This is a genomic window from Methylomonas sp. LW13, from assembly GCF_016865255.1.
Classification (GTDB): domain Bacteria; phylum Pseudomonadota; class Gammaproteobacteria; order Methylococcales; family Methylomonadaceae; genus Methylomonas.
On the sequence record NZ_CP033381.1, the window covers coordinates 4,625,730 to 4,648,963 of the forward strand.

At 58.3% G+C, this 23,234-nt stretch carries 12 protein-coding genes; all 12 read right to left on the bottom strand.

From position 1 onward, the window contains the following. Positions 1 to 19: 19 nt before the first annotated feature. Complete coding sequence (locus tag JL719_RS21020; RefSeq protein ID WP_033157792.1) at positions 20 to 727, bottom strand: hypothetical protein; 708 nt, start codon at positions 725 to 727, stop codon at positions 20 to 22. Positions 728 to 1,088: 361 nt separating this feature from the next. Next, a complete protein-coding gene (locus tag JL719_RS21025) occupies positions 1,089 to 2,054 on the bottom strand; it encodes a tetratricopeptide repeat protein (protein WP_033157791.1) in 966 nt (321 codons plus the stop codon). Continuing rightward, positions 2,054 to 5,875, bottom strand: coding sequence for an eCIS core domain-containing protein (locus tag JL719_RS21030; protein ID WP_051670171.1), 3,822 nt, complete (start codon positions 5,873 to 5,875; stop codon positions 2,054 to 2,056). Before JL719_RS21030 ends, JL719_RS21025 begins: the two co-directional genes overlap by 1 nt. A 3-nt stretch (positions 5,876 to 5,878) precedes the next feature. Next, positions 5,879 to 7,858 carry an ATP-binding protein gene (locus JL719_RS21035; protein WP_051670169.1) on the bottom strand — a complete coding sequence of 660 codons (1,980 nt, stop codon included), beginning with the start codon at positions 7,856 to 7,858 and terminating at the stop codon, positions 5,879 to 5,881. Then, a complete protein-coding gene (locus JL719_RS21040) occupies positions 7,851 to 9,464 on the bottom strand; it encodes a hypothetical protein (protein WP_033157790.1) in 1,614 nt (537 codons plus the stop codon). Before JL719_RS21040 ends, JL719_RS21035 begins: the two co-directional genes overlap by 8 nt. A 9-nt stretch (positions 9,465 to 9,473) precedes the next feature. Beyond that, positions 9,474 to 13,148, bottom strand: a complete 3,675-nt coding sequence (locus tag JL719_RS21045; RefSeq protein ID WP_051670167.1) for a hypothetical protein — start codon at positions 13,146 to 13,148, stop codon at positions 9,474 to 9,476. Positions 13,149 to 13,640: 492 nt separating this feature from the next. Further along, a complete protein-coding gene (locus tag JL719_RS21050; RefSeq protein ID WP_051670165.1) occupies positions 13,641 to 15,332 on the bottom strand; it encodes a hypothetical protein in 1,692 nt (563 codons plus the stop codon). A 13-nt stretch (positions 15,333 to 15,345) separates the two neighbouring features. Beyond that, a complete protein-coding gene (locus JL719_RS21055) occupies positions 15,346 to 16,248 on the bottom strand; it encodes a hypothetical protein (protein WP_033157788.1) in 903 nt (300 codons plus the stop codon). Between the two features lie 291 nt (positions 16,249 to 16,539). Then, positions 16,540 to 18,966, bottom strand: coding sequence for a phage tail protein (locus JL719_RS21060; RefSeq protein WP_033157787.1), 2,427 nt, complete (start codon positions 18,964 to 18,966; stop codon positions 16,540 to 16,542). Between the two features lie 9 nt (positions 18,967 to 18,975). After that, on the bottom strand, positions 18,976 to 21,147 hold the full coding sequence (locus JL719_RS21065) for a putative baseplate assembly protein (RefSeq protein ID WP_033157786.1): 2,172 nt from the start codon (positions 21,145 to 21,147) through the stop codon (positions 18,976 to 18,978). 19 nt (positions 21,148 to 21,166) lie between these two features. Further along, positions 21,167 to 21,562, bottom strand: coding sequence for a GPW/gp25 family protein (locus tag JL719_RS21070; protein ID WP_033157785.1), 396 nt, complete (start codon positions 21,560 to 21,562; stop codon positions 21,167 to 21,169). 2 nt (positions 21,563 to 21,564) lie between these two features. After that, positions 21,565 to 23,229 carry a hypothetical protein gene (locus JL719_RS21075; RefSeq protein ID WP_033157784.1) on the bottom strand — a complete coding sequence of 555 codons (1,665 nt, stop codon included), beginning with the start codon at positions 23,227 to 23,229 and terminating at the stop codon, positions 21,565 to 21,567. Positions 23,230 to 23,234: the final 5 nt, after the last annotated feature.

The following is a 23,234-nucleotide window of genomic DNA, read 5'->3' on the forward strand; positions in this document are numbered from 1 at the left end:
TGTTAGCCCTGGCCGCTTGTCAGAAGCCGCTTGCATGTTCCTTCGTTATCTTTACCGAGAACGCTAATTGCAGTTGCGCAACTAACGCTTCAACCCTTCCAGCCATCCGAAACCATTCCTCGTGTGATTCGTCACATACGCCTTGGTAGGCCAATTCGCCAAGCTCTTCATGAACCAATTCAACTTGAGTGTCTTGGAACCGGCCAAATTTACGGTCCTCACGAACCTTGCTGATTAATTCAAAGATTGGCACAAGCGTTTGGACTCCCATACCGCTCCCGCCAGGATAGAAGTTGGAGCTCAAGCCCTGCAACATGGCTTCCAGTTCACTTAAGGTATTTGTGAATGCTTTTACAGCGAGTTGTTTATCGCGCTTACGCCACCAGATTCCCTTTGCCTCTTTTTCGATTGCCTGATGGCATGCGTACAGCCCGCGGATTGAATTCTCCAACTGAGGGCGAATATTATCCTCATGAAGGTAACGATCAAGTCGCGCCCAGAGAGCGTTTACCTGATCAAGTTCTCCGACGTCACATTTCCGCACATCTGTGAGAATGTGTTGGCGTTCGAGGCCTAAAGCGTTAACTGCTGCCCGCGCCGATTCCAAGTATAAAAGAACACGTTTCGTGACGTCTGGACTGTCCTGGGCTTTTTTAACAACCTCGGCTATGTCTTGCCCCAATTCCAGCAGGGATTTGCTCACTGTTATGGCGGTACCAACATCCATCGCTAACCTCCTAGAGGATTTTTGTCCGGATCATGGGCGCTAACTAGTTATTAGATAGTTTCTGAACATCTACCATGAAACCTGCGCCGCTACAATAAGTTTGTGATCAGCAAGGATTTTCCTTTCTGTATATCATCCAAACTACACCGATAGTTGTTTTAGAGGTTGTTATGTTTCCGTGTCCAGTCGGACGATCAATGAAGCGAAGCCATCGGGCAATGTGCCAATTTGCCGTCATTCCTCCAAGACTGCTCTGTGGCCGGTTCCCGCCTCTCAAATATTCCATTTCAACAAATCGCTTAAATACTTTAATGCTCGAAATCCTCCGATTCGAATTCAAAACCCTCCCACCTCACTAAACTCAACTCACCAACAACATCTTCCGCGCCTTAACCCCGTAGGCATCATCCGGCAAATCGGCCAGTTGCCGCAGCAATTGCGCGCCGGATTCCTGTTCGCCGTTTTGTTGCAAAGCCAAACCCAAATAAAACCGATATTTGCTGGATGCGCGCGCAGCCTCGTTTATCGACTCCAGCTGTTCCAAAGCCGCCGCCGTATGCTGGCCGGATAACAACACCACCGCCAAATCCAAGCGCGAGTCGTCATCGTCCGGGTTATGCGCTAGTAGATGCTCGAACTGGGCGATGGCGACATCGCGGTTACCCAGACTCAGATTCACCAAGGCAAGATGCCGCAAGGCATTGCTGTCGTCCGGATTCAGCGCCAGCGCGGTTTCCAACGCATCGCGGGCGCTGCCCAGATCGTTACGCAGGAAACAGGTAATACCCAGTTGCGCCCAGGCTTCTTGATGTTTGCTGTCTAATGCCAAAGCTTGTTGATAGTGCTGCAAGGCTTCCGGCAGCCGTTGCTGAGCGGCCACGGCGATGCCCAGACGAGTATGCAGCTGCGGCGCGTTGGGTTGCAGTTTCAAGGCTCGGATCGCCGCATATTCTCCGCCCTGAAAGTCGCCCAATAGCACTCTAATCCGTGCCAGATTATCCCATGCCATGACGCTATCCGGATCGCAAGCGGTAGCCTGCTCCAAATGCGCCAAACCCTCGCCGGCACGACCGGTATTCACCAACACCTGACCAAGATTGCAATGCGCCATCGCCATATTCGGCTTCAGGCGCAACGCGGTACGCAAATGCACCAAGGCCTCCGGCCACTCTTGCCGCTGCGCTAGCACGAACCCGAGATTGTTATGCGCGCTGGCATTGTCAGCGTCCAATTCCAGCGCCGCCCGATATAAGCGCGCTGCCTCGGTCAGGTTACCTGACTGATGGGCTATCACGCCTTCTCTGAGCAAATCGTTAAGCGCATTCATCAGGCTATCCTGGCAATCAAACCACTCAAAATGTCGCCCGGCGAAATGTCCGGCACCTCGAACTGCACGTCATCCAGCGATACATCGAAGGGTTGTCCTTCGTGATAATGCACCGGCAGGCTGATACCAAACTTGTAATCCGAACCAAATTGATACGAAGCCAGTTGCCAACGCTGATCGTACACGCTGAAGCCCAATGCAGTCACGGCTACGTAACCGGAAATATCAAAGGTAAAGCTGGGTTGCGCGGACACCGCCAGCTTGGCAGTCAAATCCAGACCGGTGGCCGGCGTCCAATCCACATGCACGCCAGCCTCGGCCGCACCCTCAATACCCAGTTTGCCGCCTATCTCCAGGCCGCCGGTGGCGCTGGCGCCGGTAATGCCCAGACCGATACCGGCCCGCACCGCCAAGCGCAACCCAGCATCCGCCGGAACTTTAAGATGCGCATCGCCGGTAATTTTGGTGTTTTCTTCATGCTCTGGATTGTAGGTCAAGCCGATTTTCAATTGATCCAGGCTGCCGGGGCCAATGCCTGCCGTCGCACTGAGATTGCCGCCCACTTCCGCGACGATACCCGGCACAATCGGCACTTGCGTGGCAACGGCAAACAGCGATTTGTTGATCTCCTTGCGCGGAAAGATCTCCAACGAACTGGGTAAACCCAATTCGCCGGACACGGTAATCTCGCCTTTCTCGTCCAATGTCAATCCAACAGTCGCTTTCAACCACGGCGCGGCGGTGACATCGACCGTGCCGCTGCCCCACACCTTGATCGGTTCGGCCTCGCCGCCACCTTCACCGACCACGGCTTTGGCATTCAAATCGATATTACCGGCCAGCATGCTGCGTTTGTAATTGGCCGTGAGTTTGCCATTCAATAAGCCATCTTTATAATCCAGTTTGATTTTGGCGCTGGCGTCCAATCCGCTCAAATCGGGCTCAAGCTCACCGCCGCCGCCCAAAGACCAGACATCGCCCTTCCGATCAGCAGCAATGTTCAGCTTGCCGCCCTTGATGCGTGGAACGGTGTCGGACAGCGTTGCCTCGCCGCCCAGGCTGATATTGCCGGTATCGTCGGCATGCGCGGACAGTTTGGCGCCTTTAAAGCCGGGCACGGAAACCTCGGCATCGCCGGCAAAATCGATGGCTTTTTTGGCATCGTCGTAAGCTAGGGTAAAACTGGCTTTTTTGATGCCTTTCAATGCGCCCGGCTTCAGGCCCAGCGTCCCGGAGGCTTTAATGCCTTTGGCGCTGTCATAGTCGATACGCCCCGCACCGGTGAACAGCTGTTTATCAAATTCCAGCTGGCCGGCCATCGCAAAGCCCCCGGCGGTGGCACTGCCCTCCAAAGAGCCTTTAGCTAGTTCGCCAATGTGAAACTCCACCAAGCCGGCGGCGGCAATCGGCGTGGCCGCGCCGGCACTCAGCGTCAGCGAACTGCTATCCAATTGGATAGGCCCTTTCATATCGAACTCGTCGGTAGAAAAGGTTTTTGAAAACACCAGATCGCCGCCCACCAACGCCACGTCAACCGTCGTGCCGGCCAACAAAGGAATACCGTCGATGGTTAAGACGCCGCCGCCGACGATATTGGCGCTGGCATCCATATCGGCGTTATTCAGCGCAATCGGGCTCAAAGTCTTGGCTTTAAAAGCGTTGCGATAAGCATCTGCTACCTGGCCGGGAGGAATATGGCATAGCGTCGGCGCACCGCTGCTGACAAAATTTAGTGTCGTGTTCTGCGCATCGACTTTTTTGGTTTTGGGCATGGTCAGCGTCACCGTACCGCTACCGGCGCTGCGGTTGAAGGTTCCGCCAACCACCGACATGCCGCCCCAATTACCGGCGTCGAAGGTTTCGCTGCCGGGGTCGCCCTTCAAGGCGCTAACAAACAACACCCCGGCACCGGGACGCGGCAGCAGCCGCAATTTATCGTTGGCAAACAGATCGGGCGCATTGGATTTGGTGGCTTTTTCCAGAGGCTTCATGTGTTCCATCTTCGTGACGCGGTCCGCCTGCCAACAGATGCCCGGATTGCCGCCGACGGCCCCCTCGAATTTCACTTCGTCGAAAATCAGCTTATCCTGATAGCTGGTTTTGATCGCGTCCAGTGCCGCTGAGGCCGGATCTTTGGCGGCGGTAGCCGGTGCTGCACCGCCTCCCGCGGCAGGGACCGGAGTAGGCGCCGCGGCATTCGCAGTCGGTGCCGGTGCAGCGCCAGGGGCTGCTTTGCCGCGTCCCGGCAGCGGTTTGGAGAGGTTTTCCGGCAAGTCGCCACCACCTTCCACTTCGGGTGGAATGGCCGCGCGTATCGCTTTATCGATGGCATTTTTAATCTTGCTGCCCGAACTGCGATTGGCGCTGGCATCCAGTAATTGGAAGTTTTCCAGCTTGTCCGCATCGCCGCCCAATTGCAGTTCCAGAATATGATCGACATCGAACAGATGTGGCGCGCCCTGGCTATTCCACCACGGCAGAATAGCCTGCTCGCGGATGTCGCTTTCGGAGCCGATCAGATAGCCTTGGCCGCCACCCCCGGCTTTCAGCTTCAAGGCATATTGCGTGCTGGCACCGTTGGTATCCGGCAAAGTGTTATCGCTGCCGAGGTAGGGTTTTAAATCCCAGCCGCCGGACGACGGTTTGATCTGCTTTTTCCAGTCGTCAATCTGGTTGGTGCGCTCGTCGGCTTGCGGTAATTTCCAATTGGTCAGCCTGCCGTATTTGGCGCTGAATTTCTCCTGCATGCCCGGTTTTTGCGGCAAAGTCAGCAGGGGCACATGCAATTCCCCACCCTTCAGCGTACCTTTACCGGCACTTTTGGCACCGCCCGCGGCCGGAGCGGCAGCAGGTGCCACCGGCGGCGCGCGCATCACGCGCTGCACCCCGCCGCTTTGTTGCACCACATGGCTCAACTCATGCGCCAGCAGTTCGCGTCCGGCGTCGGCTTCCGGCGCAAACTCGCCGGGCGCGAAGTAAACATCGTTACCAACGGTAAAGGCGCGAGCATTGAGTTGCTTGCACAGATCCGCCGCTTCGGCATCGTTATGAATGGTCACCCCGGCAAAATCCGCACCAAGCTGTTGCTCCATTTCGCGCCGGATACTTTCCGGCAACGGCGCTCCCTTACCCCGGCTTTCCTCGATTCGCGCCTCCACCGACTGCTCGACTGTGTTTGCCGACGCGGCTGATTCGGTATCGTCAGGCTGCTCTGCTTGTTCGGCGGCAGCCCTGTGCAGGCGGGTTTGGGCGACCGTTTGCTCCTCATCCGCCGGTTTGGATTTACGTAACAAACGGGCGGCAGTCGTTTGCTGTTCGTCTGTTTTTTCGGGTCCTGCGGCCTTACGAAATAGCCGGGCAGACTTGGGGTTTTCTTCTTCCTTGGTTTTACGACTCAGACGTTTGAGCTGATCTTCTTTTTTGTCCTCGGTTTCCACAGAGCGCTGCGCGGCTGGGTTTTTCTTTTCCTCATCCGGCTTTTTCGCCCGGCGCACCGGTTTTTGCTCCTCTTCCGGCTTGGCTGCATCCGCCACAGCCCGGTTCAGCCGCCGCAACAAGCGCTGAGCACTCGGCACCGGCTTGCTGGAAATCATCTCCTTGTCTTCCTTCACCCCCGGCTGATCGCCGGATTTTTTAGCGCGGCTGACTTCCTGCGCCACTTGGTCGGCTTCCTTTTCTTCGGGGTCATGCGGCTGGCTGACGGCCATCTTGCGTTGCAGATACGCCGGTTTGCGCTGTTTTTTCTCTTCATTGGGTTTGGGCGGCGCACTGGTTTTGCGCTGCGGCTGCTTTTTACGGAGTTTGGAGGCCAGGGTTGCCATAAGCTAACTCCTTAACTGTTTTAACTGCGCCGGCGGATTGCGGCCCAGTTTTTGATATTCGCGCTGTAAAGCCGACAATAAGGTCTCAATGCCGATAGGCTGATCCGCCGGACTGCAACCGGCAGCGGTCAACACCACATTCCGAATCTGGCCGCCGCTGATGTCGCAATAGCTAGCCAGCGTTTTGCATAAATCGTCGCTGGGGCTGCGTTGACCGAAATGGCTGCGCCATAAATCCAGGCGCTCCTGAAACCCCGGCATGGGAAAATCCACAATCGCATCCAACCGGCGAGTAAAAGCATTATCGATACGCTCGCGGCTGTTGGTGGTCAGAATCGTGATGCCGGGGTGGTTTTCGATGCGGGTTAATAAAAAGTTGGTGAGCATATTGGCGTAACGTTCGCCACTTTGCTGGGCCTCGGTGCGCCGACCAAATAAAGAATCGGCTTCGTCGAACAGTAGGATGGCATCGGCGGCGGCAGCCAGATCCAACAAAAGGCCCAGATTTTTCTCGGATTCGCCGACATATTTGTTCATGATCGCCGCCAAGTCCACACAGTACAGCGGCGCGCCCAGCGCGGTCGCGACATAACTGGCGGCCAGGGTTTTGCCGGTGCCGCTGTCGCCAACGAATAAGGCCCGCAGGCCGGCATTGCGCGAGGCTTGCAAGGTTACGCCCAAAGCTTCCCACAACGATTCGCGGCTGTGCGCGCGGGCGATGAAATCGTGCAGGTATTGCTCCACCAGCGGCGGAAATACCACCGCTTCGCGTTCGACGCGCCGCCGCACCGGCTCGGCTAGCAAGCGCAAGCGTTCCGCCCCCAAATCGCGGCGGGCTTGGGCAATGTGTTCGGCATTCAATACGCTGCGGCTTTGTTCTGCGCGCAGCACCGCATTGCGCGCCACTTTCTGGATCACCGGACCGCTCAGCAAGGCACTGGCGGCACGGCGGGCCAATTCCGGATCGGCGAGGTAACGCGCCCAAAGCTGGCGGCGCTCGGCTTCGTCGGGCACGCCCATTTCCAATTCCAACAAATCCTGGCCGGATACCGCATCGGTCATACCCAGCACAATCACATGGGCGATATTGGGTTGTATCGCCGGCAACTGCCAGCTTTCGCCGGCCGCGACCTGCACCTTGATGACCGGCAGCCAGCCGGCCAGTTGGCAGGCCAGCGGTAAGGCCAGCTGCTGTTGCCACAAATCACTCGGCACTTCGATGGCCGTTAATCCCAACAAACCGGCCAGCTCGGCGGCCAAGGCCCGCCGGCCGCAACCGCTGTTGCCGCGTATCGCCAAGCCGCGCACTTCGCCTTTCGCCAATAAGGTCGCCAAATGCGGCAATTGTTTGCGGATACGTTGCGGCAGCAATTCCCGGTCAGTCAACGCAACCACTCGGCATCCCGGCCAAATCGTCGGCCGGCCGCACAATACCGACCACAAGGCCGGCTCGATGCGCAATGGCCGGAGCGACAGCGGCCCCGATCCTTCCAGTAATAACACCTGCTGTTGCACCAACGGCGTAGCATGCAAATCCAGCGCATCCAGTGTGCCGGCACCGAATAATTCGTCCAGCATCGTTAGCGCCAGATGCGCGGCGAGGCGGTTGCCGGGATTGGGCGCTTGCAATTCGCTGAGCGTCAGGGTCACCAGATAGTCGGTCTCGGCGCTGCCAACTACGGCCAACAAAAAGGCTTGCGGCAGATCGATCTGTTGTTCGCGCAACCAATGCCCAAATGGGCCGGGCAATGCATGCAACTGGGCCACTGCGTGTTCGCGCATTTGTATCCAGCTCGGCAGCACTTCCACGTTTAACAGCCGGGCGGCTTGTTGCCGCAATTGCTCTGACAGTTCGGTGTCGCCCGGCATCATCCGCTCCCAGAACTCTGCCAAACCGACCCGCACCAAGGCCGCCAACGGTTGCTGCCGGTTAGGTGCTTGCAGATTTAGCGATTCGGCCAAGGGCTGCGGCGGCTTAGTCATAATGAAAACCCACGACTCGGCCCAGCCACGGCAGCCAGCCCGGATTGATGTCCAACCCGGCCAGGCGTACCGGCAATCGGATCGCAGACATCGGCGCGTACAAATCGATATGACTGGGGCTGTAGTGAATTTGCCCGGTGAGCGCCAACAACTCAGGCTGCCAAACCCCGGTCTTGCCATACCAGCGCTGGGCCAAATCCAACACCTGTTCGCGGGCTGGTAGCGGCGGCAATCGGCCCAGTTCGCCGCTATCGTCCAGGCCCAATTGCCGCGCGATGAAATCGACCAGCGCATCGTCCTCTTGCAATTGCAACTCTTGCCCAAGCCGGTACAACCAGCCCCAGCCGCTAGGCAAGGTTTCGGCATGCTCCAGCATCAAGCAGCGCATTTCAGGCCGGTTGAGGATATTCAATAAATACAGCAAGCCGCCTTGCCGGGTATGGAATCCCGCAAACTCCAGGTCTGCGCTGGCCGGCTCTGGAGAAGAGCCCTGGGCAAGCGCCTTGGCAGGAAAAGAAGAGTCGGCTAACGATAGGCTTTCAGCCATCGGCGTTTGCCGGGATTGCCGAATATAGTTGCCATCATGCTCGGCAAGGGGCTTTTGCGGTAATGGCGCCGGTATCTGCCGCTCGGTGTCGGCATCCAGTTTCGGATTGGCCTCGCCGTCTGTTTGCGCTCGGGCTTGATGGACTTGGTTAAGCGGCTGCGCTTGCAAAGGGGGTTTTACTTGCCGGGGATGGATCTGTTCCTTCGCGCATACCGGCTTGGGCTTGGGCTCACCACTCGTCTGCGCTTTTTTGGCGTTCAGCATAGCCGCAAAACAGGCGGATAGAACAGCCTGCAGCCTAGCCGGCTGTTGTTGCAACAACAATGGCGCCAAGTCTTGGCCGATCAGCAATAAGGCCAATTGATAACGGCCGTCGGCGACATCCAGTTCTTGCAATAGCGGTCGCCAATACGCCAGCAATCCGGGCCTAGGCGTCAGTTGCTCAGCCCAAGTCTGCTGACTGGCGGCTAAAGGGGTTTGCCGGTCTGCGTTATCGATTTCAGAACCAAGCACCTCGGCGATTTCCAAAACAGACGGCAAGCGAAAACCACTCATTCCGGCCAGTTCAACCGCCAATTGCCGGCCATCGCTGTCTGTCAGACTCAAGCAGACGGCAGCTAATTTTTCTCGTTGCGCTAAACGGGCACAAACCGACGGTAGCAAATCCAGATGTTCGGACACTATCCCGGATATGGCCCGCGACACCGGCAAATCAAACCAATGCGCCCAGCGTCGCCAATACCAATGCAAGCCGGCGCGGCCGCGCAGCAGATCCGTCAGCAAAGCCGCCAATAGCTCGGCCAGGCTGGCGAAGCGCATCAGCTGTTCGGGATGATTGCCGGAATTTAAGTGTTGCCGGGTTTGCTCGAGCAACTGCCTGGGCAGTTGCCGCGCCGTACCGCTGACTTGCAGGCGGCGGATAAACACCCAGTTATCCTGCCCGGCTTGCGGCCAATCCGCACTTTGCAAACTGTCGCGCACGCTTTCAGCCGCCCGTTGCTGCCCGGCCCGGACGGTCAGACGGTGTATCGCAACAGTATCGGCGGCCAGCTTGGTCATAACGGCAATTTACAAGCGCTGCTGCGTCAGCTTATTCGCCACTACGCTAAAGCGGGTGTTGATCTTCACGCCACTTTGCAGCATATCGACGATAGTGACCTGGGTGCTTTGCGGACTGTGGTCTTCCACCGCCAACACCGCCACGACGCGCTGCTCGGTATCCAGCAACTGCAGCCGGGTACCCGGCAACGGCGGCCGGTTCAACTTGACCTGCAAGCGTTCACCTATCGCTGCCAGGCGCGGCGGCACATGCACGTTGCCGCGAATGATTTCCTGCGGATCGCCCAAGGAAGCATGAATCAGCACGGCCCGAATCATATTGCGCATCGCGCTGCGGCTGGCAGCGGAGGCATCGCGGTCCAATTGCCGGAACCACCAGGCGATTAATTCCGATACGGTACGGGCAGCGTTGAAATCGTCGGCTTCCGCCCTGTCCATGCCCGGCCACCAGGATACGTCTTCGACGCGAATCTGATCGTCTTCGGCCAGTTGTCCCCACTGCAAACGTAAGGACGGCGGCAACAGATTGAGTTTTTCCAGCAAGCAAAACTGGCAGTGCTCCAACTGCTCACGCAATTCGTGGGCGGGCTTGCGTAGCGGTCCGGCTGCGCCGGCCAGGTCTGCCAAAGCCAACACTTTGGCGGCCGCCGCCTGGGTTTGCAAACTGCTGGCGGTAAAAGCCGGCAAGCTGAAGCTGGCCCACTGCTGCATGACAATCTGGGTTTGCAGATGCACGGTTTGCAGGCGGGCCTGCAAGGTATCGGTATTGGCCGGCGTCAACAGGCTGGCGGGTCTGGCTTTGAAGCGAGCCTGGCGCAATTGCTCCAAATAATCGAATTGCTGAAACGGCGGCAGCTTGGGCCGCAACGGTTTTAAGCCGGCCCAGTCGTCCATCGGTATCTCGCAGATTGCCGCAAAAAACGGGTCCAGCGCCGCCGGCAAATCCACCTCTTCTTCCCAATCGCAGCCGGGGACGATGTCATTGCGGCTGCCATATCGCAAAGCCAGCGGATCGGCCAAGGCAGCGCTGACCGGCGTACCGCGCACTCTGACGTAATACAAACCGCGCAAGGCCTTGGTCAAAATTCGGGTGCGTTCGTTATTCAAAGCCCAGACCTGCCGCCAATCTTCGTCCAGCAAGCGCTGCGCGACGCCGTAGTCGCCGAGTTGTTCGACGCGGAATCTATCCATACCTTCCAGGGTTTCCCGCGCCACCCGGATCAAACCGGCCAGTTTGTCGATCTGCGCCAGCTTGTTGGCTTGTTCGCGTAACTTGCCTTGCAGTTTGCGTTCGATATTGTTGTAACGCGCCTCAAAAATCGCGATCCATTGCGTCAAAATCCGTCCGGCCTTGAACAAGGCATGGTAGCGATATTGGGTTTTTAACAGACTGGAACGCTGCGGATTGTTCGGGGCGTTTTTGTCGGCCAGGTTGTCCAACACCGCCGGCGACTCCAGCTTGCCGCTGCGCTCGAATGGATTGCTGGCATTGGTGCCGGCCTGATCGTCTTCCACCACGCCGACTTTTTCCATCTGCTTACGCAAGGTGGCGGCATCGGTGGGGTCGAACAAATCGGTCAGCGTGGCCAGCAATTCCTTCATCCCGTAATAGGCTTTGGCATATTCGTTGATTTCCGGGCTGATATGATCGATCACCCCAAAGCGGTATTCCTTGGCCTCAAAAGCCGGCTTGCTGACCGCTTCCTTGGTAATCCGCGACAACATATCCAGGCGGTTTTTGTTTATGCCCAATTCAAACGCCGAATAGGTTTGCGGCTTGCTGGTCAACAAAAACGCCGCCTTGGACACTGACGATGTGGAAGCCAGCGCGTTACTCAATAAGTTGTTGCTCAAGGCACTGCTGGCGCTGATTTTCGGCGCAGCCATCTGACTGATCGCGCTGTTGAATAAGCCCGCTGACGCGGTGGCGAACACGGCTTTAGGCGCATTGCTGACCACGCTTTCCGTGCTGACCGCTTTGTCGACGTTATTGGGAATATCGGTGGCGTTGAGATTGGCGTAAGGCAGCCAGCGCGCCACCTGCAAGCCGGTGCCGTCGCCGGCTACACCGCCGGCCAGCGCGGCCAAGGCCACGGTTTGCGAATCCAGTTGTTGGCGCTGCAGCAGCAAAAAATCCCGGGTTTTCTCGACCCGGCTGCGGATGGCTCGAATCTGGTTTTCGATGGCTTCCAGTTCCACCAAGGCCACCGCGTACTGCACCACCAAGCCATCGTCGCTGGGCACGGCTATCGGCGGCGGATTGCCGTCTGCGCCCAGCCAGTTACTATAAAAATTGGGTAAGGCCGGCACACCTTTGCTATAGGGATAGGGCGTGCCGGGATTTTGCGGGTCTTGTTGTTCCGTGTTGGCGCGAGCGATGACTTTCTCGAAAATCGTCAAAGGCAAGGCCGGCGGCACTTCCGGTTTAGGTAAATCCAGATTTTTGAATTGCGCGGGATCGAGCACCGCATGCTCTATCACGCCTATGCCGCCAGCCAGAGGCGGCGTATTGGACGGCTCGACGAAATACAAGGCATCGAATTGTTGGCGCCATTTGCGCCAAGCCTCGTAAGCACGCATGTAAAACCGGAAAATATCGCTTTCCAGCACGCTGTCGGTTTGCGGAATGTCCAATAAATTAGGCCGATAATCCGGCTCGTTCACCGCCAACAGCAACCTAATTTTGTCGCCGGCCGGCTGGCGCAAATCAATGACCCGGCGGGCGATATGGCCGTTCAACAGCTCGATCACCGCTTCTTCCGGCACCGGCACCATGTCTATGCCCAGATGACTTGGCAGCCAAATTAGATTTGGTGTCGGCGTCGCGGGGTTTTGCAGCCAGTCCAACGGCAACTGACCGGCTGCCGGCAAAAAATCCAGATGCAGATTGTCGTGCAGGAACTGCGGCAACGGAATCCCGGCATTAGCCGGCAAACCAGCGGCCTGCATGACTCGCCGCATCGCCGCGCCGCTTTGATTCAGCAAAACCCGGTAACCACTATTTGCCACCGCTTCGTAGCGGCCGGCTTCTTGCGAGAGCCAGGCGACACGGTAGCTGGCATCTTCGTTAGTAACCACCGCCAGCAAGGCCAGCGGTACGGCATGGCCCAGCTTGGCCATGAAACCGGCATCGACCCGGTCGGCGGCTACCCAGTTTTCGATGCGGTCGCGCGGCCAAGTGTTGACAGCGTTGTCGCTTATGTTGATGCGCTGTAGAGCCAGGCTGCCGGCCAACACTCTTTGGGTGTCGCGGGTTGGATCCAATTCGGTACGTTGGCAGGCATCGACGCCCGGCCCGTCGATTTGCCGGTCGCCGCGGGTCAGCATTAAATAATAAACACCCACCGCGCTGACGACCTGGTTGCGGTTTAGGTAGGCGTCGATCAAATCCTGCCACTCGGCACGGAGCGGATAGTAAAGACCCAGTGCCTGGCCATTGGCCGCCAGAGCTAAGCCGGCGCTGACGCTAAAGCCGGGTTCAGCTAAGCCGTTCGGCCCCAGTTGTAAATCCAGGCCGTGCACGATGCCGGCGGTCTTGCCCTGCAATACGGTAGCCAGCCGCGCATCGGCATAGGCCTGTTCGCGGTCGAACTCTTCCTCGCCCAGATGCCGGCCGGGGAACATGTGCACCCGTTGCAAGCTGCGGGAGCTGGCGATGGGGTTATGCAGCAGGATCATGGACATGATGGCTACTCCTTACTCTTCTTTCCATATCTGTTGGGGAAATTTTGTTTGCATAAACCTTCCCCGACCTGGAACAGCTTTTATTGTGTCGCTATCGCGACGGATGTTGTTGATGTCGGTTCTCGGACCGACAGCCGAGATACTTTTCTTTGCTTGTCCAAAGAAAAGTATCCAAAAGAAAAGACACCCGAATGCCGCTTATCCCCTGTGCTCCTCGCTTTTGAACGGGGTTGCCGAAAGGGGCTTCCTGCCCCTTCGGCAACGTGCGGCATCCATGCCACACCCCTTCGGGCTGATCCGTTCAAAAGCTCCGGTGCTCGGCGCGGCATACGGGATAAAACTCGCCTCCAACTCGAAGCTATTGAGTACTCATAAAAAGTCGAAACAGTCCCCTCTCCCTCCGGGAGAGGGCTAGGGTGAGGGGATATAAAACCGCCAATTTCCCCATCCTCTGAAAGCATTGCAAAGCAGCTAAATCTTTCTTAATCCCCGTCACGGCACCAACGCAGCCCATTGCCCGATTAAACCATTCTCCAAACCCAATCCTGCACCGCTCTCTCCGACCCAGGCGCCGGTGGTTTGGTTGGCTGACTTGGCGCGCACTCCTGCCACAAATGCTTCGAGATTGTTAGCCGCGGCCAGTTGTTGCAGGGTTTGCCAGATCACGGCGTCGTATTGGCGTTCCACCAACAGCAATATGCGCTGGCTGGCGGCTACCAATGTTGATTCATTGAAGGACGCCACCAACGCCGCTAATGCCGCACGGCCAGCATCGTCGGTCGGAGCCCGCAGCTCGGCCAGCATCGGGTAATTCACCCGTTTCAAGAACACGTTGTCCTCGTCGTCGATCAAACCGCCACCATCGGCCGGACCACCCACCACTTCGGGCGGTGTCGGCAAGGACGTACCTAGCGCTAACACGATACCGCTGATCGAGGTTTCTGCGGCGCGGCTGGGCCGGCGCACGTACAACGGCGCGTTGCTGCCGAAGCGGTCCCAGATGGCTTGCCAAGCGGCCTGGTCGGTATCCAGTGCATGCACCGGCCTGACCGGATATAGCTTGAGGCGCAGCAAATCCAGTTGCGGCAGCAGGCGTTTATTCGGATCGAAGTTACGCTCCAGTTGCGCGGCGTAATGGCCGTAATCCAGATTGGACAAGGGCACTAACACGACGATGTCCACCGGCTCACCGTTGCTTAAATCAATGGGGGGCAAAGCCAGGGACTCGGCGCGAATCTGTTCCACGTCAGATTGCCGTAAAGGCGCGATAGCGACCTGATAGTTTTCCGGAAAATAACCTTGCCGGCCGTTGACCGGATCGACCGCTTCCTTGGGTAGGGTGCCGACCGGCGGCAATAGGGAAAAATAATCGCTGGCATGAAAATCGCCGGTCAGTCCGCCGCTGCGGCGGTTGCTTAATATGTCGGTTAATAAGGCCTCGTACTGCCGCGACAAATCGCTTTGCAATGCGTCTATGCCCGGCTCGGCGCGTAAGGGGTGGCGCAGCAATTGCGCATCCAGCCATTGCGGCGCGCCTTCTTGAATCGCCACCAAACCCAGTGCCACGGCATCTTCCGGCAATAAGCCGTGCAATTGATCATCGCCAAGCAACTCTCTCATCAAACGCGCCCGAATCTGCAAAGGGCTTTGTTGCGGCAACGGAATCGGCAAAGGCACTAGGCCCATTTGCACCGACTCGGTAATCATCGCGTATTGAAAGCCACGCTTGGCGCTCAAATCTTTCGGAAACACTTCGGCAATGTCGGTGCCCACATCGACATAACGCAACACGACCGCATACAAACCCCGGTTCAGATTCGAGAAATTGCCCTCGTTCAAGCCGCTAATTAAGGCCCGGTCGCGCAGATTGACGATGAGCCGGCTGCCCAGCTCCAGCACCCGGCCGGCCGGCGTCATTGCCAACCCCGGTTCCAGCGCCAGCAAGCCGGTGAAGCGGTCGAAGCTCAAGCCCAAACCGGCGACGATGCCGCTGCCCAGCACCCGGCCCAGCTCGCGCAAACGCTGATCCAGATAGATTTGATCGCGGGTCAGGTCTTCGGCGGTCAGCAAGCGGCCGTCGAAATAATGGCTGCGGGTCAGGCGCGGATCGATGTCGGCGACCTGATCCAGCGCCAGTCCGGCGGCAATCGGATTGCCGAGAGGTTGAAATAAAATTTCGCTCATAGTCCCTCCATGATCAGGGCTGGCGCGCCAGCCAGGCCAATTGGCTGGCGGTGGCCAGGAACGGCCGCACCAAGTTGTTGATCGAGATTAATTGCGGGTTGACCAGAATGGCGTTGATGTCGGCGACGCTGATGCTGATCCTGGCCAGCAACAAACGGGCACCCTCCTCCAGTTCGTCATTCAATTGCTGCGGATTAACCCCACTACTGTCCAGCGCATGCAGCAAACGGGCATGCAGTGCCAGTTGCGCGCCGGCTTCGGCATTATCGGTTTGCACTTGCTGCAACAAGGCTTGTTCGGCGACCGACAACGCCGGCATCGCCGCAGGCAAAGCTTGATGGCAAGCCCAGGGTTGGTAGGCATCCTCGCCCGCAGGTTCCGGTAATTCCGGAATCAATTCCAGACGCACGCTGTCAGCGGTACGGCTGGGTTGCACCGCATCGGTACTGAGATTGAGCTTGCGCGCCAGCACCGGCTGCATCGCCACAGGACAATCTTTTTGCCGCACGCAGATTTTCAGCCAAAGCAGATTATCGGCGTCGCTGTATCCTTCGCGCAGATGGCTCTCGGTTTGCGCCGCCAGCCAATCGCCGAGATTGATGCAGTAGGGTTCGTGAATCAGCACTTCGCGGCCCAGACCGTCGATGCCGATGCCGGGACTAACCAGCAAGCGCACGGTTAGATCGTCGGAGTTGTTGGGATGCGTGGCCGGCACCATGCTCACCGCCATGCCCGCTAGCGTGCCGTAGCCTTGCAGCCAATATTGATGCCGGGTCAGGCGGCGACGATGGTAGGCCTGCTCGTCGCGGGTCGCTTCCAGACCCAGCATCATTCCAGCCTCGTAAGCCACGCGGCGCAGGGGCTCGTCTAACGTGGCGTCCTGTTCCAGCGTAGTGAAATCGTCTAGGGTATCCATGCGGCCTCCGTGTGTGGTGCCCAATAGGAAATGCCAAAATCTCGGAATCCGGCAGCATAAATCCCATCGCCCTCCGGGAGAGGATAGGGTGAGGGGCTAAAAACAGTCGGATCACATTGATCGAGCCCCCTCACCCCAACCCTCTCCCGCGAGGAGAGGGAGCTTCTTCCCCAGCCTCTGACAGGAACCGGAATCCGCCAAGCCGGTTGCGCCGAACCAGTCGAAGGACTCAGCCCAAAGGAAATCAACGTGATAGACAGGACCGGGTTGTTAACCAACCCAGGAAAACCGCTAAGCCTGTGCATTGATGTCCTCCGGTGAAAAGGCCGCCGGGTTTTTCAAGATCCCCTCGCGGCCCAGATAAGTGTCGTCCAGCGTCACGCGGCGGAACGGCGGCGCGGTTTCTATAAAGGTATCCATGCCCAGCAGCGGCGCGATACCCAGCACGAAGGGATGTTCGGTTTCGATGATCCGGTATTGCAAATGCGCCGGTAGCTGTTCCGTCAAAATGTCTTCCACAGCAGTTCGCAAACTCACCGCCCGCCCGTGTAGCAAGATGCTGACTTGGTGCGCGTATTCTTCAAAAAACGCTTTGACCTGCGCCGCCTCGTCAACTGTCGCCAGCTCCGGGGCGAACAGTGCCAGAAATTGCCGGGCATCGCTTTCCGACAGAATCAGGCTGTCGCCGATGATGCTGTTACCGCTCATGCCGGTACCCAAGGTCAAGGGGTGATCGCCGTCGTCCATGTCTATGCCCAGTATCGTCGCCATGGTCCGCCGCAAACGGAAATTCTCTAACACCACAATTTCGCCACGCTGCACGCCACCGTCGCTGACGATGTCCAAAGCCAGATTCAAGGCCGCCAGCGTACCTTTGTATTGTTGCATCAAGGTCAGGTCCCGTAGCCAGCGCCGCTGCCGGGCTTCCGGCCAGTGGCTCGGCAGCTGACCACCTACGGCCTCGGCCAGCCAAGGCAGATTAGCGGCAGGCGTTGCTTCGGGCGCCAGCAATTGCTCGCTGGCGGCGATACGGCCTTCCAACGGCGTTAGAACGCCTTCGAAGGCCGCCAGCAAGCGCTCGCGGACATCGGCGCCATTGGCCGGACCGATGGCTTGCACCGGATCGTAACTGAGTTCCTGCCGGTAAAATTCCGGGAAATAAGCTTCCTGATAGGAAAACCGCGGGTAATACACCCTGATGGCGTGCAAAGCCGGGCTTTGCCGGCCGTCGCCGCGCAAAGTCACTTGAATTTGCAGATAGCGCCCGCGCAACTGCCGCACCCGACCGGAAGGCTGTTGCAACAAAATCTCGAACAAACCGCTAGTGCCGGCTTGCTGGCCGGCCAGGCTTGCCGCGAACGGCAGTTCCGACGGTAGCGGATTCCACAGTGGCGCGGGCTGGTCGATGGGCTTGGGCCGCACCGCCTGCCGGCTGGCAAACACCCGCACCGCAATCTGAATATCGCAGCCCGGCGGGATACAGGCGTCCAGATACAGTCGGTGCCATTGGGTATCGACTTGGCCGGAATCCAGCTCATGCAGTAAAGCCGTGCCTTCCAGAAAAAACTGCGGGCGGCGCAAGGCATGCAACTCTCTGGGGCGCGGAGCTATCGCCGGAAAATCGGCATCGGCATCGGCTTGATAACGCAACTGGCCGTCGGCGCTGCTGACAAAACGCGGCACGGCTTGCGACAACATTGGATAACGCTCGTACAGCAAGCGGGCCTGACCGGTATTGGTTTCACTATCCCAATGCAGCGTCAACACCGGGCAATCGCGTTGCGCAAAATTCAGATCATCCGCAGCGCGCGGCACCAAAGCCGCCAGCCGGCCGCTGTCGGGTAAAGCCGAATCGGCAGCCAGCGCCAGATCGACAGCAAACGGCAACTCGGCCGGGCAGACGAAGGTTTTGAATGGCGCATCGACCAATGCCGATAGAGGCCGCGTCAATATGGCCTGCGCGCCGGCGCCGTCGTGGCACAAGATATAAAGCTGCTGCAAATCGCAACACAGGGCCAGGGCCTGCAAGCCCTCGGGTAAGGCTTGCTGCCAGATGCGGGTTAACGGATGCGGATTGGCCTGTTCGGGTTCGAAGCGCACCGGTTGCGGCGTGTAGGGTAAAGGTAGCGGTTCGCCACTGCATAACATCAAGCCTGTCGCGGAGATTAGCCAAACCCGCTGCTCCGCGTCGACACATGCCCTTAGCGGCATTTGCGACGCCGCGTCCTCACCTTCCGCATTGCCCCATGTACAGGAGGTTTGCCAGCGGCGGGCGAGATGAAACAGCAGCAAACCATGCTGATTGATACCGTCACTGAACGGCAAAGCCAACCTGCCGTCGCCGGCCGGTTGCCCGAAGCCCGGCTTGCCGCCTGCCGCGACCGACGCGAACGCCATGTCGGTAAATCGGCCTTGCGGCGCGACGACATCCTGCAATTCATTGTCCTGCAAGCTTAGATAACCACGGCCGCTGTTAAATTCGACACGCGCACCGTCGGCACTCAAACGACCGATCTGATTAAAACTGTCCAAAGCCAGCGGCGCGCTGTTCTGCCACGCCAGCAAAGCCGCCGCCGGATCGGCGGCTGGCAAGCGCAAAACCTGATTTTGCGCCAGCGTCAGCGCCTGCAAACCGGCATTCCAGTTCAAATGACTGGAGCCCTGTTCGAAATCGGCCTGGCCTTTCAGTAAAAAATACGGGGTGTTGTTGACGTCCATCGCTAGGCCTCAACAAAGGTCCGGAATCACCGGCACTGCGACGCCCAGACTGTCGTCCGGGGTTTGGCCTTCCAGCAAACCAATACCGTCCGGCAAGGCCGGTGTGCCGGAACCACTGACGGCGCGCACACCCAGCAGCTCGGGCAACTGGAATTTAGTCAAGTTGACCGGCTCATCGGCGGGCAAACGTCGCCAACCCTGGCTACCGCGTTGAAACAGGCTCAAGGCATTCACGGCCTGCACCCCGGCCACCCGCGCCACCTGGGTCAATAATTCGTTGGCGCGCACCGCGCCGCCCAAAGGCCAACCCGCGCCGCGCGCGCCACCGGGCGCCAGCGGCCACAGGTATTCCAGCAGCGTCTGCTGCACGTCGCGCAGGGTTTGTTGCTCGGTTTCGATGTCGCGCACCTGCACTTTCACACTGACGGCAATCGGCACGAACTCCGGGCTTAACACATACAATTCGGTGCCGACCATGGTCCGCTGCAATAGATAGGCAAACACGTCTTTCAACAAGCCCTGGTTGGGCTTGGGCGTGTGACCCACAGCCGGTTCGGCCGGCGGCAGCACGAACACGCTGACCACGCCCGGTACGCCGTCGCGCGCCGCACGAATACTGGCGCCGGGCAAAAAACCGACCAACACTTCGGCGCGGGCCACCGGATTGACGGGATTGGCTTCGGTGATGATTTTGAAATCCTGTTGCGTAACGGCCCGGTTGCGATGGGTCAGAAATTGCGGGATGCGCTTTTCCGCCTGCTCGACCGTTTCCGCATCAATGCCGCCGCTTAACGGCCATTCGTGACGCAGCTTGTAACGCGAACTGCCGTTCACCACTTCCTTGATGCTACCGGCGGGCAGATTACCGGCGCTACCGCCGCCAAATAAATAAGCGGCGATACGAATCCGGCTGCCCAACGGCGGCCGTCGCCCGGTCGTACCGTCACCGAAGTACACGTAACCGGATTGCGGATTCAGCCGATACACTCTGGCATCGGCGGCTTGCCCAGCGAGAAAAGCCACTTGCTGCCAACGTACCCAAGCGCCATTTTCCTCAACATCCAGTTGCAAGGTCGCGGCCTCGATATTTTGATCCGGCAATACCACCACCTGATCGGGCTGGCCGGTCCCCATGCCCACTAGTAAATCCTGTTTCAAGCCTTGGGCCAGCACATCGACGGCATTCAGCGCCAGGTAGCCCAGTTGTAAGTTGGGATGTTCCGGGCAACGCAAGCGCAACCAAAACGCCACCCGACCGGCTTCGACTTGATCGGCCAATTCCGGCGGCCTATCGCCGACACCGCTGAACATCGGATCGGTCGGTACAAACGCCTGAAACAGCGTCGGATTTTTGGGTAAGCGCAAGCGGACCACACCGGTTTGCCGGCCGCCTTTGGAGCTGTCGGCCAGCACATCCAAGGGTAGATAAATCGTTTCGCCGGCCTCGCCGGTGGAAACCAGCTCCCAAATCAGCTTGCGCGGATTCAGTTCGTTGATCGCGTCGCCGTCCAAATTGTCGGCGGGCGCGATGCCGATATTGAAGGCCACGCCGGCCAGATGGCTGCGCAGCAAGGCAATCTGGCCTTCCAGCTGCCGGGGGGCGATGCAGGCCAGGTAAAAGCTGCGATCCAGACTACCGGTCAAATCCAGCACTTCCTTAACCGGCTGGAAGCGGCGCGGTTGAAACGGCTCGGGACGTTGGCCGTTGCGCAAACCGTACTGCTCCTGCAAGTCCTGTAAGGTCAAACCCAGTGCGGCCAGATCGGCAGCCTCCAACTTCTGTTTAATCAACACTTGTAAGCTCAGGCAGGTGGGTTGCAATTCGCCAACCGCCGTCAAAATCTGTTTGCCGGCCCGCAGCTGGCTGCCGTCCGCCAACAATGCCGCCGGCAACACGCTTGTCGGTCCGGCGTCTATGCACACTATGCCTTTGGCCGGCCGGGCGGCACGCACCGGAATTTGCAACAAATTCAAAAATACCCGGCGCTGGCGTTCCGGAATTAAGTTGGCGCGGTACAAAATGGTTTCGGTTAGCCAGGCGAATAAATCCACAAAGCTGTTGAGCGGGTCGCCGGGGGCAATCTGCGCCAGTTCTGGCAAATGGCTGGCCAGCCGGGCCTTGGCCTCGGCAACCAAATCCTCGAAGCGTCTGTCGTCTAAATTCGGTACCGGTAATGGCATAACGGCCTCTCTTGCAACCTCAAGCCGGCAGGCTCAGGTTTAGCGTGAATCCCAGTTCCGCCGGGCGCTGGCTGTTGCGCAGCCGGTAGCGGATATTGATATGCACATCGGCGACGCTGGCCGGACTGGCCTGCACTTGCACTTCGTCGATTTCCACTCTAGGCTCCCAGGTCTCCAGCGATTTGCGCACCACGCCGGCAATCAGATGGCGGGTGGTTTCGTTATTGGGTTGATGCACGAAGTTTAATAAACCGGCACCAAAAGTCGGGCGTTGCAAGCGTTCGCCGGGCCGAGTCAGCAGGATATTCAACATCACCTCGCGGATGCTTTGATCGTCGCGGGTCCAGCTCAAGCGGCCGTCGGCATCGATATTGCCCAGCGGCCAACTCAAAATCTCGGGTACCGGCGTGCGCATGCTTAATCTCCCTTGATTTTTGGAAACGGCAGGCAAATCCGTACCCACGGCAGCCAGAAAAACACGATATTCAGCAGCGAGATCATGATCATCAACAAGATCATCGCCACCAGCGTAATCACCGGCAGGCTGAACGAACAAATCCATTGAACGCCAAAATCCGGACCGGACGTGTCTTTGACCGTGTCCTCGCTGGCGCCCTTATTTAATTTCAGTTTGTTCATTAAATCGAAAGTATCAGCGGGCGTGATCATCGCCGCGCCCTTGGCCAGACCACGACGCAGATCGGCCAGCGACGGCATCTGAATCAACGCCGGCCGGCTGGCGTCCGGATCGAAGGGCGCGGCGACTCGAAACGGTATGCTGCGGGTGTCGGCATTGGCCCATTGAATCTGTTCCTGGCCAAGCTGGTTTTTGGCGCGCACGAATGCCACTACTTGATAAACATCGCCGGCATTTTGCGCGAATTTTGGCAGGGGGATTTCCTTGACCTTACTCAGTGCTTGGTCGCTGAGGCGTTGCCCCAACAGCACGCGGATTTCCTGGGCATCGGCGGCCAGCAGCAACAGCGTCAGATTGAGATTGCCGACGCCATTGGCATTCGGCAAGGCCGGTAATGCCGCCAGTTTGTCCAGCCCGCCGACCGCGTCTATCGCTTGTTCTTGTTGAATCAACCAGCGCACCAACGGGTTATCCCCGCCCAATGCAAAACAGGCTTGTAGATAGCTATAAAAGGTTTGCTGCCGATAAGGTGCGAACAAGCCCTGGCTGGTTTCGGTGTAGGCTTGGCCTTGCAAACCCGCCGGCAGTTTGGCTTCGTCGTACAGCCACAGTTGCTGCGCTTTATTTTCCAGCGCGGCATTCTCGGCAATGCCGGCTTCGCCGAGGTGATAGCGGTTAACCAGGATTCTCAGCAACTCGAAAAAAGCTTTGCTGGCTAGGCCTTGCGCCAACGGTTTGCTGTGTTCCGCCAACCAGGTTTGATTCAACGGCTGCCGATAACCGAAGGGCCAGGGCAACATCGCCGCGGCGACGCTGGCGGTTTGCGCTTGATCGGTACTATCGAACGCCTGGCTGACATCGCGCAGATAATAAAAACCACCCAGCGGCAAATAACCGAACAACAGCGTGTGGGTTTTACGGTTGGCGTCGCTGGTTTTTAACACATGCAAGGGATGCACTTCCTCGCCGCTATAGGCCGCCTGATCATCGCGTTTGTGCAGCACGCCGTTGGCGCACAGCCGGCGATGCAAATCAGGGTCACGCAGCTCGCTGGGTGCGTCCTGCCAACCCAAAGCTTCGCCGTCTTCCAGCATCCAGGCCTGCTCGCGGCCGCCGCTCAGTCGGCGAATCACGAAACCGGCCGAGCTGATTTTTTGCGGATCCAGCGCCGGCTCGCCGAAGCGGTCGCAAACCACTTCGCAACTGACGATATGAAAAGCCCGATGCAGCGGTAATCGCAGCACCGGCTGTTGGCCATGACGGCTGTGGCGCTCTTCCTGCTGCCAGGCGTTGAACTGCGGCAAATCGAACTGGCGGCGCTGCATGTCCTGCTTGAAGCGGTTGATGAACTCCGCATCCAGATAACGATGCAAGCCGCATTGTCCGCCCTCCTGATAAAACGGCGGTTTCAGTTTAATGGGATGCAGAACTTGTTCGGTTTTCATAATCC

Coding starts and splice junctions, on each gene's coding strand:
- JL719_RS21045 (WP_051670167.1), bottom strand. CDS start 13,148: ATGTCCATGATCCTGCTGCATAACCCCATCGCCAGCTCCCGCAGCTTG.
- JL719_RS21050 (WP_051670165.1), bottom strand. CDS start 15,332: ATGAGCGAAATTTTATTTCAACCTCTCGGCAATCCGATTGCCGCCGGA.
- JL719_RS21035 (WP_051670169.1), bottom strand. CDS start 7,858: ATGACTAAGCCGCCGCAGCCCTTGGCCGAATCGCTAAATCTGCAAGCA.
- JL719_RS21040 (WP_033157790.1), bottom strand. CDS start 9,464: ATGACCAAGCTGGCCGCCGATACTGTTGCGATACACCGTCTGACCGTC.
- JL719_RS21025 (WP_033157791.1), bottom strand. CDS start 2,054: ATGAATGCGCTTAACGATTTGCTCAGAGAAGGCGTGATAGCCCATCAG.
- JL719_RS21070 (WP_033157785.1), bottom strand. CDS start 21,562: ATGCGCACGCCGGTACCCGAGATTTTGAGTTGGCCGCTGGGCAATATC.
- JL719_RS21065 (WP_033157786.1), bottom strand. CDS start 21,147: ATGCCATTACCGGTACCGAATTTAGACGACAGACGCTTCGAGGATTTG.
- JL719_RS21075 (WP_033157784.1), bottom strand. CDS start 23,229: ATGAAAACCGAACAAGTTCTGCATCCCATTAAACTGAAACCGCCGTTT.
- JL719_RS21030 (WP_051670171.1), bottom strand. CDS start 5,875: ATGGCAACCCTGGCCTCCAAACTCCGTAAAAAGCAGCCGCAGCGCAAA.
- JL719_RS21055 (WP_033157788.1), bottom strand. CDS start 16,248: ATGGATACCCTAGACGATTTCACTACGCTGGAACAGGACGCCACGTTA.
- JL719_RS21020 (WP_033157792.1), bottom strand. CDS start 727: ATGGATGTTGGTACCGCCATAACAGTGAGCAAATCCCTGCTGGAATTG.
- JL719_RS21060 (WP_033157787.1), bottom strand. CDS start 18,966: ATGGACGTCAACAACACCCCGTATTTTTTACTGAAAGGCCAGGCCGAT.